The following is a 17,732-nucleotide window of genomic DNA, read 5'->3' as shown; positions in this document are numbered from 1 at the left end:
GGTCGGCCGCCGGGGTCCCCCGCCGCCCGCCCGGTTCGGGACGGAGGGGCATCGCTGAATCGTCTACGACATCAGCTCGACAGGGCGCCGAGGAGCGTACCCCCAAGGTCCGATGCCGTAGACGCCTCAGCTCAGAGGGGAGACGAGGGGGAAACGACCCTGGGTCAGGTGGTGGGCCGCAGGCGGCGTTCGATGGTGACGATGGTGCCTTCGGCGGTGGAGACCAGCCGCACGTCGCCGTACGCGTTCATCAGCGTGGCGCCCCGCCCCCGGTCCATGGCCGGGCGGCGGTCCCGCCACGTGCCGAAGTCGCGCACCGAGATCCGTACCGTGTCATCGGCCACCCGCAGCCGTACCCGCACCTCGGGACGGGTCGGGCGTTGGGCGTGCTCGACGGCGTTGTTGACCGCCTCGGAGGCGGCCAGCAGGAGATCGGCCACGGTGTCCGGATCGACGTCCAGGTCCTCCAGCGAGGCCCGCACGTCCCGGCGCATCGCGGCGGCAGAGGTGGGCTTCGAGGGGTACGTCCAGCCCGTGTCCAACGCGGCCAGGTGCTCGGGAGCCGGCCGGCGGCCTCCGTTGTGCGGGTGCGCCCCGTTCCCGCCGACGGACGAACCCTCGTCCGGGGCTGCCGGCGGCCCGTCCACCGGAGCGCCACCCACGGTCGGTGAACCGGCGGAGGCGCCCGCCGCACGGCCGCCCTCGGGGCCGGCCGGCGTCCCCGGCCGCGCACCGCCGCCCTCGGTCGCCGAGTCGGGCGCGTTCTCGCCGAGGCCGTCCGCGTCGGGCGTCGTGCCGCCGAGGCCGCCCGCGCCGGTCGCGTCGGTCGCGGCGGCCGCCGCGTCGCCCCGGAGGTGCCCCCGGGTGTGGGCACCGTGCAGGGTGGCCCGGATCCGGGCGATCAGCTCGGCTGCGGCGAAGGGCTTGACGACGTAGTCGTCGGCGCCCAGGTCAAGCCCTTCCACGCTGGCGTCCCCGCCGGCACGCGCGGAGAGCACCACCACCGGCAGCGTCCGGGTGTCGGCCTGCCCGCGCAGCCGACGGACCAGCTCGAAGCCGTCGACGTCGGGCATCATCACGTCGGTGAGCACCAGGTCGGGCTGTTCCCGGCGGATCGCCTCCAGGGCCTGCCGGCCGTTGCCGACCGTCTCCACCCGCCAGCCCTGCTCGCCCAGCAACCGGGCCAGGTACGCGCGCATGTCGGCGTTGTCGTCGGCGACCAGGATCCGCGCGTGCCGCAGCGCGTCCACGGCACCGTACGTCGGTGTCGGCGGCCCGGCCGGCGCGGACGCCCCCGCCTGCGCCGGGTCGGTCAGCCAGCCGATCGCCTCCTGGACGGCGGCCCGGGTCGCGTCCCCGACCCCGTCCACGGGCGCGGCCGGCCCGCCCGTGCGACCCACGGCGGTCCAGGGCAGCGCCACGGTGAACGTCGTCCCCGTTCCGACCTGGCTCTCCACCCGCACGTCGCCGCCTTCGAGGCGGGCCAGCTCGCGGACCAGGGCGAGCCCGATGCCGGTGCCCTCGTGGCTGCGCGACCGGGCCCCCTGCACCCGGTGGAAGCGTTCGAAGAGCCGTGGCACGTCCTCCTCGGCGATGCCGATGCCCGTGTCGGCGACGGTCAGCCGCACCTCCTCGTCGTCGGCACTCAGCGCGACCCGGATCCGACCCACGAAGGTGTACTTCAGTGCGTTCGACAGCAGGTTGGTGACGATGCGTTCCCAGTTGACCGGGTCGACGGAGACCGCGCGGGGCAGCGGCGGGCAGTCGACCACCAGGCGCAGCCCGGCGCGTTCGACGGCCGCCCGGAAGACGCCGGCCAGCTCGATCGTGAGCCCGGCCAGGTCGACCTCGCGAGCCTGGCTCTGCGCCTGCCCGGCCTCCAGGCTGGAGAAGGTGAGCAGGCTGTTGACCAGGGTGAGCAGCCGGGTGGCGTTGCGCCAGGCGGTGTCGACCCGCTCCCGCTGGGTCGCCGGCAGGGGGTGCTCGTTGTCGTTGAGGGCGTCGGCCAGCGGGCCGAGCATCAGCGTCAGCGGGGTGCGGAACTCGTGGCTGACGTTGGTGAAGAAGCCGGTCTTGACCCGGTCCAGTTCGGCGAGCGCCTCGGCCCGCCGACGTTCCTCCTCGTACGCCCGCGCGTTGCGCACGGCGACGGCCACCTGCTGGGCCAGCAGCGCGTGGAACGCGCGGTAGGCATCGTCCAGCCCCCGGCTCGGGCTCACCCCGACCAGCAGCACCCCGAGGGGCTGGTCCGCCTCGGCGGAGGGCAGCGGCAGGGCGAGGGCGGTACGGAGCGGGTCGCCCCACGGCCCGGCGGGAAGGGCGAGGCGCCGGTCGACGCCGGTCACCTCGGTCGTCGTGCCGGCGGCGGCGCCCGCCAGACCCCACTCGTGCTCCTCGCCCGTTGGTAGCGTGGCGGGCAGGGCGGCGGCCACAGGCTCCCCGCCGACGCAGGCGGCGCGGCGCAGCAGCGCGCCCTCGCGCAGGTAGATCGCGGCGAACGGGACGTCCAGCGGGTGCCCGCCGATGGCCTCGGCGAGCCGGAGGCAGGTGCTCTCGACGTCGACGGTCCGTCCGTCACCACCGACGGAGAGGTCGCGCAGCAGTCGCAGCCGGCGCTCCCCGACGACCTGTTCGGTGACCTCGCTGCACACGGTGAGCACCCCGACCGTGCGTCCCTCGTCGTCGCGGGCGGGGGCGTGCGAGACGCTGAAGTACGCCTCCTCGCGGTAGCCGGCCCGGTCGAGCAGCAGTTGCAGGGCCGGCACCCAGCTGGCGACGCCGGTCGCCATCGCCTCGTCGATCAGGGGGGCCAGCACGTCCCAGCCCTCGGCCAGGGTGACCCGCACGTCGCCGCCGAGCGCGTCGGGGTGCTTGTCGCCGATCAGGGCCGAGTACGCGTCGTTGTAGAGCTGGGTGAAGCGGTCACCCCACAGCAGGAGCATCGGGTAGCGGGAGGAGAGGACCATCCGGACGGCGGCGCGCAGGCTCTGCGGCCAGCCGTCGACCGGGCCGAGCGGGGTGGCGGCCCAGTCCAGGCGCGCCATCAGCCGCCCGGTCTCACCGCCGTCGGCGAACAGGTCCCCCGTGGGTCGCGTCACCCTTGGTCGCACCTCATCGCAGCCCTCACTTCCGGGCCCCGACGACCCTTGCTGGCGTTCCCGCACATCCTGGCACCCGGATTCAGCTGCCCATCCGGCACCCCAGCGGGTCTCTGTACCCAGGTGCCCGCGTCCCCACACCTCGACATGCCAGGTCGGCCTCGACGGGTACGGACGGTCAGTCCCGGCCGGCGGCCCGGCGGCGTAGCAGCTCGACGGCCTCGTCGACCAGGCCGCGTTCGGTGAGCAGCGTCAGCAGCAGCGGAAGGTGCCGCCAGTCTCCGCCGTCGACCGCCTGCCGCAGCAGGTCGACCGCCTCGTCGTGCCGGCCCCGGGCGGCCAGCAGGGCGGCCAGTTCGTCGCGGGCGCGCGGATCACCCTGCTCGGCGGCGACCCGCCAGTACCGTTCGGCCTCGTCGGTGCGGCCCTCCTCGGCGAGCAGCGCGGCGAGCCGGGCGGCGGCGTGCCAGTCGCCGTGCTCGGCGCGGATCCGCAGCTCCCCCGTCCGGCCCCGGTCCGCCAGCAGGTCGACCAGGACGCTGCCCGCCCCGTTCGCGCCGGCCCGGTCGAGGTCACGCAGGTAGCCGGTCGGGTCGGGCACCGCCACCAGCCCGGCGGACTCCGGGCCGAAGAAGCGGCTGCCGCCGAACTCACGCCGGAGCTGGTCATCGAGGTCGTCCGCGAGCGCGATCATGGCCCGCAGGGCCAGCAGCAGGTGGGTGGGCGCGAAGTCCTGCCCGAAGACGGGGATGGACGCCCATACGGTGTCGCCGGTGCAGTAGACGCGCCCGACCACGAGCCCGTTGGTGAGGTCGGAGAGCCGCCGGTACAGGGACTCGGTGGGGTCGACGCCGGTGAGCAGCGGCGAGAACACGTCGACCAGCGGCGGGTCGTCCTGTGCGCGTACGAAGATCATGGCCGACCCGGCGCGGATGCCGACGTCGCCGTCGGCGTCGACCCGCAACTGGTCGGTGGTGACGCCGAGCAGGCCGGCGAGCACCGACCGGACCCGGTGGGTCAGTTTCCCGTCACCGTCGTCCCCGGCGTCGGGGTGGGGGAGCGGACCGGTGGCGCGGGCGGCCACCGGCCGCGCGGCCAGCGCGGCGGCGAGCCGCGTCCGGGTCGGTACGGGAACGGCGGTGGCGGTGGTGGCCGGGCGGGCGGCCAGCGCGGAGACGAACCTGGCCCGCAGGTTCTCACGCCGCGTCATCGTGCTCGCCGCTCGTGCCGTCCCAACCGGGGTCGGTCGGTTGGTCCGTCACCCGGACCTGGTCGAACATCTTGGCGATCACCAGCGGCGCCGCGACCCCGAAGGTGAAGCTGGCGAACGCCGTGGTGGCCAGGCCGCCCGCCCCGGCCGCGGCGGCGAGGCCGGTGCCGGCCACGGTCCTGAGCAGCACCGCGAACACGACGATCGGGGCGTCCCGCCGGTCCCGCCACGGCCACTGCCACCGGCCACCGGACTCGCTGGTCGGGCGCATCATCCCGGAGAGGTTCAGCGCCTCGGCCACCGCGCTGCCGACCAGTCCCCACATCGCGGCCATCCATAGAGACACATCCCTACCGTACTGACCGCCCGCTGCGGCGGTCGCACCAGCCCTCGGCTTCTCCCGGCGGCCACTCCGACGCCACCCCCGACACTAGGGCGCGGGGGCAACGCGACGCCCTCCGACGCTCCGCGGTCCCGTCGTCTCGCCGTCGGCGACGGCTCGTATCCTTTCCGCGAACCTTCGGTGGGCTTTCGAGGATGAAAGGACACGGTGTGAGCAACCGGGCCGAGACGTTGGAGTTCCAGGCCGAGGCGCGTCAGCTGCTCCAGCTGATGGTCCACTCGATCTATTCGAACAAGGACGTCTTCCTGCGTGAACTGATCTCGAACGCCTCGGACGCGCTGGACAAGCTGCGCCTGGCGTCGATGGTCGACAAGGAGCTGGAGGCCGACACCTCCGACCTGCACATCGAGATCGAGGTCGACAAGGCGGCGCGCACGCTGACCGTGCGGGACAACGGCATCGGCATGTCCCGCGACGAGGTGGTCCAGGTGATCGGCACGATCGCCAAGTCGGGGACCGCCGAGCTGCTGCGTAAGCTGCGTGAGTCCTCCGACGCCGGGGCGCGCCAGGAGCTGATCGGCCAGTTCGGGGTGGGCTTCTACGCGGCGTTCATGGTCGCCGACCGGGTGGAGCTGGTGACCCGCCGGGCGGGGGAGAGCGGCGGCACCCGCTGGGAGTCGGCCGGCGAGGGCACGTACTCCGTCGAGTCGGTCGAGCAGGCGCCGCAGGGCACCTCGGTGACCCTGCACCTCAAGCCGGCCGACGACGAGGACAACCTGCACGACTACACCGCCGAGTGGACGATCCGGGAGATCGTCAAGCGGTACTCGGACTTCATCGCCTGGCCGATCCGGATGACCGTCGAGCGTCCCGGCGAGGGCGACCAGACCAGCACCGAGACCCAGACGCTCAACTCGATGAAGGCGCTCTGGGCCCGGTCGCGCGACGAGGTCGACGAGGCCGAGTACAAGGAGTTCTACAAGCACGTCAGCCACGACTGGGCCGACCCGCTGGACATCGTGCACATGAGGGGCGAGGGGACCTTCGAGTACGAGGCCCTGCTGTTCATCCCGTCGCACGCGCCACTGGACCTCTTCGCTCCGCAGGGTCGCCGCGGCGTGCAGCTCTACGTCAAGCGCGTCTTCATCATGGACGACTGCGAAGCGCTCGTGCCGAACTACCTGCGCTTCGTCAAGGGCGTCGTGGACGCGCACGACCTGTCGCTGAACATCTCGCGGGAGATCCTCCAGCAGGACCGGCAGATCCAGGTCGTCCGCCGCCGGCTGGTCAAGAAGATCCTGGCCACCGTCAAGGACATGAAGGTCAACCACGCCGAGCGCTACCGGACCTTCTGGACCGAGTTCGGGGCCGCGGTCAAGGAGGGCCTGATCGACGACACGGAGAACCGGGACACCCTCCTGGAGATCCTGTCGGTCGCCTCCACCCACGACCCGGCCGAGCCGACCGACCTGGCCGGCTACGTCGGCCGGATGAAGGACGGGCAGAGCGACATCTACTACGCCACCGGCGACTCGCGCACGATGATCGAGAACTCGCCGCACATGGAGGCGTTCCGCGCCAAGGGCTACGAGGTGCTGCTGCTCACCGACCCGGTCGACGAGGTGTGGATCGAGCGCGTCGGCCAGTACGACGGCAGGACGCTGCGCTCGATCGCCAAGGGCCAGGTGGACCTGGACACCGAGGAGGAGAAGAAGGAGGCCGAGGCGGAGCGCGAGCAGCAGCGCAAGGACTTCGCCGACCTGCTCACCTGGATGGGCACCACCCTCGCCGACTCCGTCAAGGAGGTCCGCCTCTCCTCCCGGCTGACCACCTCGCCCGCCTGCGTCGTCGGCGACGCCCACGACATCACTCCGACGCTGGAGAAGATGTACCGGGCAATGGGGCACGAGGTGCCGGCGGTGAAGCGGATCCTGGAGCTCAACCCCGGGCACCCGTTGGTCACCGGCCTGCGCAAGGCGCACGAGCAGGGCGGCGACGAGGAGTTGCTGAAGGAGACCGCCGAGCTGCTCCACGGCCTGGCGCTGCTCGCCGAGGGCGGGGAACTGGCCGACCCGTCCCGGTTCACCCGCATCCTCGCCGACCGGCTCGCCCGTACCCTCTGACACCACGCCCGGGCCGGCCGGTGCAGTGCCGCCGGCCGGCCCGGGGCCGTTACCCGGACGCCGCCGCTTCCCGCCGGGGAACCTCCTTTTGGAGACGGGGCGGCCGCTCCCGCGACGCCGCGCGGGCCCGCTCCGCGTGCGGCGGCCGAATGCGGATCGGCTTTTCCTGGCGGCGTCCCCCGTCGATCGCGTACTGCCTTTCGCGCTGTCGCCGCGGGACACGCGGGACGGTGGGACCGGCGAGTGCCCGGTGCCGGCCGCCGCGTCGTCTACCCTGTTCATCGCCGCTACCAGCGGGCAGGAAACGTTCCGCAACTTGCAGGACGACGTGCTGCGCGCACGATCCGACGGCGTGGAAATCGCACCTCAATTCATTGAAGAACGCCGATATTGACTTGCCCCCGGAATCGGCGCACCGTGAAGGCGTGCGGCGACAACCGGATTCCCGGGAGTCGTTCGGCAGTTCCGTTCGTGGCCATGGCACCCCCCGGGAGGCGCTCATGCGATTGGATCCGTTCGTGGGGGCGTATCTCGTCGATCCGGCGCAGGTGTGGCGGCGGCTGCTCGACGAACCGGACAGGGCGCACCACGACCCGGACCTCGGGCTCTGGCTGATCACCCGGCACGCCGACGTCCGCCGCGCGCTGAGCGACGCGCAGACCTTCGGCAACGCCCTCACCCTCGCGCCGATCTACGACGTCTGCCCCGAGGCGATGGAGATCATCGCGCGCATCGACGCGCCGCCCACCACCGCCGCCGCGGACCCCCCGGTGCACCCCCGGACCCGCCGGGCCCTGCGGGTGACGTTCGCCAACACCCCCGAGCGCGTCGAGCACCGGTACGGCGCGATCGTCCGGCGCCGGGTCGACGAACTGGTGTCCCGGCTCGTCGCCCGCCCCGGTGGGCGGGCGGACCTCGTCGGCGAGTTCACCACCGAACTGCCCCTGCTGGTGCTGCTCGACATCCTCGGCGTGCCGGAGGAGGACGTCGGGCGGGTCAGGGCGTGGGGGGACGGCCAGATCGCCCTGATCTGGGGGCGGCCGGACCCGGCCGAACAGGTGCGGCTCGCGCGGGACCTGTGGGAGTTCTGGCGCTACTGCGAGCAGCTGGTCCGCGCGCGACTCGTCGCCGGCCCGTCCGGCGACGACTACGTCAGCCAACTGCTGGCGTACCGCGACGGTGACGACGAGGTGCTCACGGTGGCCGAGGTGTCGAGCATCGTGTTCAACCTGCTGGTCGCCGGGCACGAGACCACGGCCGGGTTGCTCGCCCACGCGCTGGACCAGGCGCTGTCGGACCCGGGCAGGTGGCGCGAGCTCCGCGAGGACCCCCGGCGGATCCCCGCGTTCCTGACCGAGACGCTGCGTTTCGCTCCCGCCATCGACGGTTGGCTGCGGGTGACCCGCCGAGCGGTGACCCTCGACGACGTCACCATTCCGGCGGGTGCGCGCTGCCTGCTGCTGATCGGCGCCGCGAACCGGGATCCGGCGGTGTTCGCCCGTCCGGAACGATTCGATCCGCACCGGACCGACGCGGACGGGCACCTGTCGTTCGGGCACGGACCGCACTTCTGCATCGGTGCGGCGCTGGCGCGGCTGGAGGCGCGGGTGGCACTGACCCGACTCGGCCAGGCGGTTCCCGGCCTGCGCCTGGCTGCCGGCCACCGCCGTTCGTACAAGGCCAACGTCGCCTTCCGGGCGCACCGCAGCCTGCCGGTGGTCGTCGACGCGACGGTGCCGTCCGGGGGGCCGGCGGCGGCCGTCGCCGGGTGACCGGTGACTACCGTCCGAAGTCACGTCTTCACACCCGTCGGGTCATGGGTTAAGAATTGTCCCCTGCGAATACCCATTCGTCGCCCAATGTCGATTGATGCCGATGCCGATGCCGGCCGGTCGGCGTCGTGAAGGTGAACCCATGGATCGCACGCCCCCGCCGAGCGCCAACGGCTCCGGTGCCATCCACCGGTTCCGCTCCGAACTGCGCGCCTGGCGTACCCGGCAGGGACTGACCCAGCGGGCGCTGGCGGAGCGGGTGCGGTTCAGCCGCGAGACGGTCGCGGCGGTCGAGTCCGGCCGCCGGTTCGGCAGCCACGAGTTCGCCGTCCGCTGCGACGAGGTGCTCGGCACCGGCGGCTGCCTGGCGGCGCTGTGGCCACAGGTCGCGGCGGAGCAGTTGGCGGCGGACGGTCGCCGCGGCCCCCGATCCGCGGCGGCGGCAGGGCTCGACCCGGTCCCCGCGCCGCCGTTCGCCCGGCGCGACGCGCGCGATCCGGAGGCGGTGGTGGCCGCGATCGACGAGCTGCGGGAGTTGATCGGCCAGGTGCTTGGCGGGCCACCGGAGGCGGATCTCCCGCCGCATCCCTCGGGCGGGCGGTCCGGGCACCCCTGACCTGCGCGGGCCGGGACCGCGGGGCCGGCCCGGCGCCGCTGACGCCGGGTACAGATGCCGGTACGGGCCGTTTGTACCACCGCGAGGGCTGGTCTGCGGGCGCGGGTTCCGGCGGAATGAGACGTGCAAATGGCAAGGTGCGCATTGGCCGTCTTGGATTAGTTGCGGGAGTCGATCTTGGCGTCGAGCACGAGGTCCCACGCGGCCCGACCCTACCCGACCGGTCGCCGCGGCTGGCGGATCGCCACCCGGATGCGCCTCATCGTGGCGGCCCCGTTGGTCGCCGTGATGGGATTCGCCGGCCTCGCGCTGACCGAGAGCGTCCGCCAGACGACCCGCGCGAGCGACCTCGGACTCCTGGCGCACCTCGGCGCCGACGCGGGCGACCTGGCCCACCGGCTGCAACGCGAGCGCGTCGTCGCCGCCGACCTGCTCAGCCGGGGCACGGCCGAGCAGCAGGAAGCCTTCGCGGACGCCACCAGCAGCACCGACGACGCCGTTGCCCGCTACCGCCGGCAGCGGGCCCTGGCACCCTCCGGACCCGCCGCCAGTCGGACCGCGCTGCAGCGGATCGACCTGGCGCTGGAGGGTTTGCCGCCGCTGCGCGCGCAGGTGCGCACGGCGGCGCACGCCTCGGTGTCGGCGATGACCTTCAGCTACCGGATCGTGATCGCCGACCTGCTCAGCCTCCGCGAGAGCGTCACCCTCGGGGCGGTCAACGCCCGGATCACCGACGGCATGCGCGCCTCGGCGGCGCTGTCGAAGGCGGCCGAGGCGGCCGGCCAGCAGCAGGTCGCCGTCCTTCGCGCGGTCGCGGCCGACCAGTTGACCCCCGCCATGCAGCAGGACATCACGGCTGCCCGGTCCGGCTTCACCGAGTCCAGCCTGTCCTTCCTGGCGCTCGCCCGGCCCGCCTGGCGGGGCTGGTGGGAGCAGGCCGGCAGCGGCGGGGACGCCCTGCTGCTCCAACGGTTGCAGGACGAGGTGTCGAGGACCCGGGCGGGCAGCCGGCTGCGGCTGGACCTCGGCGCCTGGGTCGCCGCGACCCAGCAGTGGTCCATCCGCCTGGCCGAGCTGCGCCAACGCGTCGACGCGGCGGTGCTCGACGACATCCGGTCCGCCCACGCCGACCAGCGGCGGCGCACGGCCGTGGAGGCGGCCGCCGTGGTGCTGGCGCTGCTGCTCACGGCCCTGGTCACTTGGGCGGTGGCCCGGCAGATCACGCGGCGGCTACGTCGGCTGCGCGACGCGGCGAACGCCGTCGCGTTCGAACGGCTGCCGCAGGTGGTGGCCCGGCTCCAGCATCCGGACAGCTCGTCGGTCGACCCGGACGAGTTGGCCCGCCGGCAGTCCGCGGAGGCCCTGGAGCCGTCCAGCGGCGACGAGATCGGCGAGGTGGGGGAGGCGTTCGCCGCCGTGCACCGGGCGGCCGTGCGTACGGCGGCCGAGCAGGCGGTCATGCGGGCCAACACGGCCGACATCTTCATCCACCTCAGCCGCCGGGAGCAGCGGTTGGTCGACGCGGTGCTGGCGCAGGTCGACAAGGTGGAGCGGGACGAGACCGACCCCGAGCGGCTGGACCAGCTGTACACGCTGGACAACCTGGCCACCCGGATGGGGCGCATCAACGCCAGCCTGCTGGTGCTCGGCGGGGTGGGGGTGGGACGGGTGCGCCAGCACGACGTGCCACTGCAACAGGTGCTCCAGGCCGCGCAGAGCCAGATCGAGCACTACGCCCGGATCCGGCTCGGCATGGTCGACGGTGACGTCGCCGTCGCGGCCGACGCCGTCGACGAGGTCGTGCACCTGCTGGCCGAGCTGATGGACAACGCCACCGGCTACTCCCCGCCGGGCACCGAGGCGTGGGTGACCGGCCGCAGCCTCGGCGACCGGGTGATCGTCCAGGTCAGCGACGAGGGCGTGGGGCTGTCCCCGCAGCGGCGCGAACAGCTCAACGACCTGCTGGCCCGCCCGCCCGCCATCGACGTCGCGGCCGTGCGGGCGATGGGGCTGGTCGTCGTGGGACAGCTCGCCGCCCGGCTGGGCGCGGCCGTCCAGCTCCGCCCGGGCCCCCGCCGCGGCACCATCGCCGAGGCGGCGCTGCCCGGGGAGATCATCCGGCCGCTGCCCCCGGAGGAGTTCCTGCTCACGCCCACCAGGCCGTCCCGGCGCGCGGCGCGGACCACCGGGCTGCCGGCGGCGTACCGGGCCGCCCCGGAGCCGTGGGCCGAAGGCCCGGCGCAGCCGTGGGCGGGGCGAACGGCGGCCGACCGGGCACTGCCGGTGGCACCGGTGTTCCGGCCCGCGCCGGCACCGCCCGGGCGAGGTGACCAGCCCACCGAGGAACTCGTCATCTTCGAGGAGGTCAACCACTGGTTCCAGGCCGGCCACGACGACGGTGCGGACGCGAGGCCGTGGGCCAGCCCCGCCGACGACGCCTGGCGCACCGCCGCCCGGGCCGACGCACCCGAGGTCGTCGCCACCACCACCTCCGGCCTGCCCCGGCGCCAGCCGCAGCGGCACCTGGTCCCGGGCGGCGTCACCGTGCCGCAGCAGCGTTCCGCGCACCGCGACCCGACCCAGGTGGCCACCGCCATGGCCGCGTACGCGAGGGGCGTGGCGGGACGCCGGCCCAACCTGATCAACAACTGACCCGACAGGGAGAGCACGTGACCGACCAACAGGATCTCGGCTGGCTGCTGGACGCCTTCGCCGAGCGCGCCAGCGAGGTCAGCCATGCGATCGCGATCTCCAGCGACGGACTGATGGTGGCCGCCACCAGGGGCCTCCCGCCGGACCGGGCGGACCAGCTGGCGGCGACCGGCAGCGGGCTGGTGAGCCTGCTCCGTGGCGCGGCGGCCTTCTTCGACGCCGGCGCGGTGATCTCCAACGTCACCCAGCTCGAGGGCGGCTTCATGTTCTCGATGGCCTTCAACGACGGCGCGTCCCTACTCGTGCTCGCCGACCCGCAGTGCGACGTCGGCAAGGTCTCCTACGAGATGACCGAGCTGGCGAACCGCATCGGCGACGCGCTGACCCCGGCGGCGCGGGCGGCACTGAGCCGCAGCCGCTGACACCCCGGCACTCCACGCCGGAACCCCCATCCCTCCTGGAGAAGACATGTCTCTGACCACCCCCCGGCGCAGCCGTGCCCGCACCGCGGCCCTGCTCGCCCTCGTCCTGCTCGCCGCGACCGCCTGTGCCGACGGCGGGCGCGGCGCCGGCGCCGCCGGATCCATCAAGATCGGCCTGCTGGCGTCGCTGTCCGGCACGTACCAGGCGGTCGGCAAGGAGATCCGCGCCGGCTTCGAGCTCTACCTGGCCACTCACGACGGCAAGCTCGGCGGCCGGCAGGTGGACCTCGTCGTCGCCGACGAGGGCAACGGCGCCGCGACCGCGGTGCCCGCCGCGACGAAACTGCTCAAGCAGGACCGCGTGGCCGCGCTCACCGGGATCGTCGGCGGCGGCTCGGTGGCCGCGGTCTATCCGCTGCTCAACGAGACCAAGGTGCCGTTCGTCGGCTCGAACGGCCGCCCCGAACTCAAGGACGTGTCCAGGATCTGGCACACCTCGTACCTCTCCGACGAGCCGGGGGAGGCGATCGCCCGCCACGTGCGCGACAACGTCGACGGCAGCGTCTACGCCATCGGCCCGGACTACCAGGGCGGCTGGGACGAGCTGCGCGGCTTCACCGACGCGTTCGCCAAGGCCGGCGGCACGCTGGCCAACCCCGACGGCAAGACCACCTTCACCCCGTTCCCGACGACCACCAACTTCACGCCGTACTTCGCCCGGATCAAGGCCTCCGGCGCGGACGCCGTCTACACGTTCTACGCCGGCAGCGCGGCCGTCGACTTCGTCAAGCAGTACGCGCAGTCGGAGATCAGTGACCTGCCGCTCTACGCCGCCGGGTTCCTGACCGAGGGCGGGGTGCTCGACGCCCAAGGCGAGGCCGCCCGGGACGTCTACTCGGTGCTGAACTACTCGCCCGACCTGGACAACGCGGAGAACCGCGCCTTCGTGGCCGCCTGGAAGGCGAAGAACGACGGCTCCCCGACCACGTACGCCATGGCCTCCTACGACGCCGCGGCCGTGCTGGACCGGGCCATCGCGGCGGCCGGCGACGACCCGACCCCGGAGAGCATCAACGCCGCCATCGGCCAGCTCGGCCAGATCGCCAGCCCGCGCGGCACCTGGCAGTTCTCGCCGACCACGCACGCGCCGGTGCAGAAGTGGTACCTGCGTCAGGTGCGCCAGGACGGCCGGGCGCTGTCCAACACCGTCGTGGGTGACCTCGCCACCGTCGGCGGGTGAGCGCCGTGGCGGTCGACACCCGGATCGACCCGTACCTGGTCCCGGCCCTGGACGGGGTGGCCTACGGGCTGCTGGTCTTCGTCGCCGCGGCGGGGCTGGTGCTCTGCTTCGGCGTCGCCGGCATCCTGAACCTGGCGCACGGCACCCTGTACGCCATCGGCGGGTACACCGCCGCCGCGCTGCTCGACGGCGGCTGGGCGAGCCTGGTGCTGGCGCTGGCCGTCGGGACCTTCGCCGCCACCGCGGCCGGCGCGCTGGTCGCCGGGCTGCTGACCCGGGTCGCCGCGCGCAGCCATCTCACCCAGGCGCTGCTGACCTTCGGGGTGGCGCTGGCCGGGGGCAGCCTGCTCGCGGGGGCGTTCGGGCCGGACGACCCGCCGGTGCGCGTGCCGGCGGCGCTGGACGGGTCGGTGGTGGTGGCCGGGCACCGCTACGCGGCGTACCGGCTGGTCTTCATCGTCGTGGCCGCGGTGCTCGCCGGTCTGCTCCACGTCGCGGTGCGTCGCACCCGGGCCGGGATGCTGGTCCGCGCGGCCGTCGACGACGCCGAGATGGTGGCCGTCCTCGGCGTGAACCCGGCCTGGATCCGCGTCGGCGTGCTCGCCACCGCCGGGGCGCTGGCCGGCGTCGCGGGCGTGCTCGGCGCGCCGATCATCGGTCCCGGGCCGGACACCGCCGACGCGGTGCTGCTGCTCTCCCTGGTGGTCGTCGTCCTCGGCGGCCTCGGGTCGATGACCGGCACCCTGCTCGCGGCCCTGGCGGTGGGGCAGATCCAGACCCTCGGGGTGGCGCTCGCCCCGTCGGCCGCACCGTTCCTGCTCTTCGCCGCCATGGCCGCCGTCCTCGCGGTTCGGGCGCGCGGGCTGGCCCCGGCCCGGAGGACGTCGTGAGGGACGAGGCGGTGCGCGCGCTGCGGCGCGGAGTCGCCGCCCTCGTCCTGGTCGGCCTGGTGCTGGCGCCGTGGGCGGTCGACGACTACACCGTGGCGCTGCTGGCCCGTACCCTCGCGCTGGGCCTGGTGGGGGTGAGCGTCGCCCTGCTCACGGGCGTCGCTGGGCTGCCCACCCTCGGGCAGACCGCGCCCTACGCGGCGGGCGCGTACGCGAGCGCGGTCGTCGGCAGCCGACTTTCCGACGTGGCGGTGGTGCACCTGGTCGTGGCCGCGGCGGCCGGGGCGGCGCTGGCCGCGGCGACGATTCCGCTCGTGGTCGCCGCGCGGGGCGTGGTCGTCCTGATGATCACTCTGGCGATCGGCGAGCTCGTGGTGACCGTCCTCGGGCGGTGGCGTTCGGTTACCGGCGGCACCGACGGCCTCGCCGGGGTTCCGCCCGTGCGGCCCCTGTGGGGGCTGCCGGTGCTGGCCACCGACCGGGCGCGCTATCTGTACGCCCTGGTGGTCGTCGCCGTGCTGGTCGGCGCGGTGTGGCTGATCCTGCGCACGCGGGTCGGCCTGCTGCTGCGGGCCGGCCGCGACGACGAGGCGCGGCTGCGGGCCAGCGGCCACCGGGTGCCGGCGCACGTGGCGGCCGTGCACGTGGCCGCGGGGGCGGTCGCGGGCGCCGCGGGCTCCCTGCTGGTGGTCACCCAGCAGTTCATCTCGCCCGCCGACTTCGGCTTCGACACCTCCGCGCTCCTGCTGCTCGGCGTGGTGGTCGGCGGCGCCGCGTCGGTCGGCGGCGCGCTCGTCGGCGCCGCGATCGTCGTCGCCGCCCGGGACTGGCTCTTCGGCGTGCTCCCCGGGCACGCGCCCCTGGTGCTGGGGGTGGCGTTCGTCGTCACCGTCTACCTGCTGCCCGGCGACGGGCACCGGCCGTGGGGCGGGCGGGGACGGCTGCTGCCCGGGCTGCCGGCGCGCCCGCCCGGTCCGGAGCGGCCGGCACCGACGGAGGCACGCGCATGACGCCGCTGCTCTCCGCCCGGGGCGTCACGGTCCGGTACGGGTCGCTGGCCGCGCTGGACGGCGTCGACCTGCGGATCGACCACGGCCAGCGGCACGCCCTGATCGGGCCCAACGGCGCCGGCAAGACCACGTTGCTCGACGTGCTCGGCGGGGCGACCCGGGCGGGCGGCGGCCGCGTGCTGATCGGCGGCCGGGACGTCACCCGGCTCGGCCCGGCCGCCCGCGCCCGGCGGGGTATCGGCCGGATCCACCAGCGCCCCGCCGTGTGGTCGACCCTGACCGCGACCGAGAACGTGGTGGTCGCCGCGCTGCCCCACGCGGTGCGGCCGGGCCGGTGGCGGCCGGGCGCGCGGCGGGGCGCCGCCGAACGTACGGCGGGCGCCTGGCTGGAGCGGCTGGGCCTGCGCGACGTCGGCGGGACTCCCGCCGGTCAGCTCGCCCACGGGCAGCGCCGGCAACTCGAGATCGCCATGGCCCTGGCCGGCCGTCCGCGGCTGCTGCTGCTCGACGAACCGGCCGCCGGGCTGTCCGTCGTCGAGGTCGGCCGGCTGGTGGAGTTCCTGCGGGCCCTGCCGCGCGCCGTCGCGGTGCTGCTGGTCGAGCACCGGCTGGACCTGGTGTACGCGCTCTGCGACCAGGTGACCGTGCTGCGGGACGGCCGGACGGTGGCCACCGGGACGCCGGCCGAGATCCGCGCCTCCGGTCCGGTCCGGCAGGCCTACGCGGAGGGGGTGTCCTGATGCTGCGCACGGAGCGGCTCTGCGCCGGCTACTCCGGCGGGACCGTGCTGCACGAGGTCACCCTCGACGTGGCGGCCGGCACCGTGCAGGCGGTGGTGGGCCGCAACGGCGCCGGCAAGAGCACCCTCGTGCACACCGTCGCCGGGCTGGTGCGGCCCTCCGGGGGGCGGATCGAGGTCGGCGGCGTGCAGGTCGCCGGCCGGCAGCCGCACCGCATCGCCCGGTGCGGGGTCGGCCTCGTCCCGCAGGGCCGGCGGGTCTTCTCCCGGTTGACCGTGGCCGAGCACCTCGCCCTGGCGGCGGTGCCGTGGCGCGCCGCGACGCCCGGGGGCGAGGGGTGGACCGTCGCGCGGATCCTGGAGCTGCTGCCCCGGCTGGCGGCCCGGCTGCGCCACCGCGGCGACCAGCTCTCCGGCGGCGAGCAGCAGATGCTGGCCATCGCCCGGGCCCTGCTCGGCCAGCCCCGGGTGCTGCTGCTGGACGAGCCGTGCGAAGGGCTCGCCCCCGGCCTGGCGGCCAGGGTGCGCGACCTCGTCGGCACCCTGGCCGGCACCGGGCTGGCCGTGCTGCTGGTCGAGCAGCAGCTCCAGCACGCCGTCGAGATCGCGGACCGGATCGCGGTGCTCGAGTACGGCCGGGTGGTCTACGACCGCCCGGCGGACGAGGCCCGGGCCGAGCCGGGCCGGCTGGCGGCGATGCTCAGCGTCGCCGCGGTCGCGGAGCTGCCGGCGCCCCGACCGGTGCCCGGGCTCCGGGCCGATCCCGCACACCTGACCCGACCATCCTCGACAGGAACGAGCGACGATGCCGACAGACATCCGTGACACCGAGTACACCTTCGACAACGCGGCACCGGAGGCGGTGCCCCAGCTGCGGGCGCTGGAGGCGTTCCTGGATCCGATCACGGCGACCCGGCTCGGCGCCCCGGTGCTCGCCCCGGGCGGCGTGTGCTGGGAGATCGGCGCCGGCGGCGGCTCGGTCGCCCGGAGCATGGCCGAGGCGGTCGGCCCGGCGGGGCGCGTGCTGGCGACCGACATCGACACCGCGCACCTCGCCCCCGCGGCCAACCTCGACGTCCGCCGGCACGACGTGCGCAGCGAGCCGCCGCCCGGCGACGCCTTCGACGTGATCCACGCCCGGTTGGTCCTGCTGCACCTGCCGGAGCGGCGGCGCGTGCTGACCGCGCTGGCCGGCGCGCTGGCCCCGGGCGGGTGGCTGGTCGTCGAGGAGTTCGACTGCACCGCGCCGCTGCGCGTACTGGCCGCGCCGAGCGACGACGCGGCGAAGCTCTTCGCCCACGTGACCGACGCGATGCTCGGCGTCCTGCAGAGCCACGGCGCGGATCTGGCCTGGGCGCAGGACGTGCACGGGCACCTCGCGTCGGCGGGACTGGTCGAGGTCGACACGGTCACCCACTCGCAGAGCTGGCCCGGCGGCTCGCTCGGGGCGTCGCTGTACGAGACGAACTCCCGGCAGCTGGAGCCGGAGCTGATCGAGGCGGGGGTGTCGCCCGGCCAGCTGGAGGCGTTCCGCAGGCTCGTGCGGGATCCAGGGTTCGCCGTGCTGTCGTACCAGTTCGTGTCGACCCGGGGCCGGCGGCCGGCGCGACGGTGAGG

At 74.5% G+C, this 17,732-nt stretch carries 15 protein-coding genes; 12 read left to right on the top strand and 3 right to left on the bottom strand.

Going from position 1 to position 17,732, the window contains the following annotated elements:
- Window positions 1–164: 164 nt before the first annotated feature.
- From ACSNN9_RS09860 to ACSNN9_RS09850, 3 genes are all read right to left on the bottom strand, one after another.
- Window positions 165–3,098, bottom strand: a complete 2,934-nt coding sequence (locus ACSNN9_RS09860; protein ID WP_436672705.1) for an ATP-binding protein — start codon at window positions 3,096–3,098, stop codon at window positions 165–167.
- Window positions 3,099–3,276: 178 nt separating this feature from the next.
- Window positions 3,277–4,308, bottom strand: coding sequence for a T3SS (YopN, CesT) and YbjN peptide-binding chaperone 1 (locus ACSNN9_RS09855; protein ID WP_436672703.1), 1,032 nt, complete (start codon window positions 4,306–4,308; stop codon window positions 3,277–3,279).
- On the bottom strand, window positions 4,295–4,654 hold the full coding sequence (locus ACSNN9_RS09850) for a hypothetical protein (RefSeq protein WP_436672701.1): 360 nt from the start codon (window positions 4,652–4,654) through the stop codon (window positions 4,295–4,297). Before ACSNN9_RS09850 ends, ACSNN9_RS09855 begins: the two co-directional genes overlap by 14 nt.
- A 206-nt stretch (window positions 4,655–4,860) precedes the next feature.
- Here ACSNN9_RS09850 and htpG point away from each other — a divergent pair, with 206 nt between their 5' ends.
- The 12 genes from htpG (at window position 4,861) to ACSNN9_RS09790 (ending at window position 17,730) form a co-directional block, all read left to right on the top strand.
- Window positions 4,861–6,774 carry a molecular chaperone HtpG gene (gene htpG / locus ACSNN9_RS09845; RefSeq protein ID WP_436672700.1) on the top strand — a complete coding sequence of 638 codons (1,914 nt, stop codon included), beginning with the start codon at window positions 4,861–4,863 and terminating at the stop codon, window positions 6,772–6,774.
- Between the two features lie 250 nt (window positions 6,775–7,024).
- A complete protein-coding gene (locus ACSNN9_RS09840; protein ID WP_436672699.1) occupies window positions 7,025–7,168 on the top strand; it encodes a hypothetical protein in 144 nt (47 codons plus the stop codon).
- A gap of 106 nt (window positions 7,169–7,274) precedes the next feature.
- Window positions 7,275–8,546: a cytochrome P450 gene (locus tag ACSNN9_RS09835; RefSeq protein ID WP_436672697.1), complete on the top strand. Its 1,272-nt coding sequence runs from the start codon at window positions 7,275–7,277 to the stop codon at window positions 8,544–8,546.
- 142 nt (window positions 8,547–8,688) lie between these two features.
- Window positions 8,689–9,162 carry a helix-turn-helix transcriptional regulator gene (locus ACSNN9_RS09830; RefSeq protein WP_436672696.1) on the top strand — a complete coding sequence of 158 codons (474 nt, stop codon included), beginning with the start codon at window positions 8,689–8,691 and terminating at the stop codon, window positions 9,160–9,162.
- Between the two features lie 252 nt (window positions 9,163–9,414).
- Window positions 9,415–11,814, top strand: coding sequence for a sensor histidine kinase (locus tag ACSNN9_RS09825; RefSeq protein ID WP_436672695.1), 2,400 nt, complete (start codon window positions 9,415–9,417; stop codon window positions 11,812–11,814).
- A 17-nt stretch (window positions 11,815–11,831) separates the two neighbouring features.
- Window positions 11,832–12,236: a roadblock/LC7 domain-containing protein gene (locus ACSNN9_RS09820; protein WP_436672693.1), complete on the top strand. Its 405-nt coding sequence runs from the start codon at window positions 11,832–11,834 to the stop codon at window positions 12,234–12,236.
- Window positions 12,237–12,282: 46 nt separating this feature from the next.
- On the top strand, window positions 12,283–13,476 hold the full coding sequence (locus ACSNN9_RS09815; RefSeq protein ID WP_436672691.1) for an ABC transporter substrate-binding protein: 1,194 nt from the start codon (window positions 12,283–12,285) through the stop codon (window positions 13,474–13,476).
- Window positions 13,473–14,366 carry a branched-chain amino acid ABC transporter permease gene (locus ACSNN9_RS09810; protein ID WP_436672689.1) on the top strand — a complete coding sequence of 298 codons (894 nt, stop codon included), beginning with the start codon at window positions 13,473–13,475 and terminating at the stop codon, window positions 14,364–14,366. Before ACSNN9_RS09815 ends, ACSNN9_RS09810 begins: the two co-directional genes overlap by 4 nt.
- The gene (locus ACSNN9_RS09805) at window positions 14,363–15,376 is read left to right on the top strand and encodes a branched-chain amino acid ABC transporter permease (protein WP_436672688.1); all 1,014 of its coding nucleotides are present in this window, start codon (window positions 14,363–14,365) and stop codon (window positions 15,374–15,376) included. Before ACSNN9_RS09810 ends, ACSNN9_RS09805 begins: the two co-directional genes overlap by 4 nt.
- On the top strand, window positions 15,373–16,116 hold the full coding sequence (locus tag ACSNN9_RS09800; RefSeq protein ID WP_436672686.1) for an ABC transporter ATP-binding protein: 744 nt from the start codon (window positions 15,373–15,375) through the stop codon (window positions 16,114–16,116). Before ACSNN9_RS09805 ends, ACSNN9_RS09800 begins: the two co-directional genes overlap by 4 nt.
- Window positions 16,116–16,940 carry an ABC transporter ATP-binding protein gene (locus ACSNN9_RS09795; protein ID WP_436672685.1) on the top strand — a complete coding sequence of 275 codons (825 nt, stop codon included), beginning with the start codon at window positions 16,116–16,118 and terminating at the stop codon, window positions 16,938–16,940. Before ACSNN9_RS09800 ends, ACSNN9_RS09795 begins: the two co-directional genes overlap by 1 nt.
- Complete coding sequence (locus tag ACSNN9_RS09790; RefSeq protein ID WP_436672682.1) at window positions 16,921–17,730, top strand: class I SAM-dependent methyltransferase; 810 nt, start codon at window positions 16,921–16,923, stop codon at window positions 17,728–17,730. The genes ACSNN9_RS09795 and ACSNN9_RS09790 overlap by 20 nt, the downstream gene beginning before the upstream one ends.
- The last annotated feature ends 2 nt before the right edge of the window (window positions 17,731–17,732 follow it).

Origin of the sequence: Micromonospora sp. URMC 107, assembly GCF_051386315.1 — a bacterium.
Classification (GTDB): domain Bacteria; phylum Actinomycetota; class Actinomycetes; order Mycobacteriales; family Micromonosporaceae; genus Micromonospora.
Note: the sequence above shows the minus strand (reverse complement) of the source record. Positions and strands in the feature narration are given on the sequence as shown.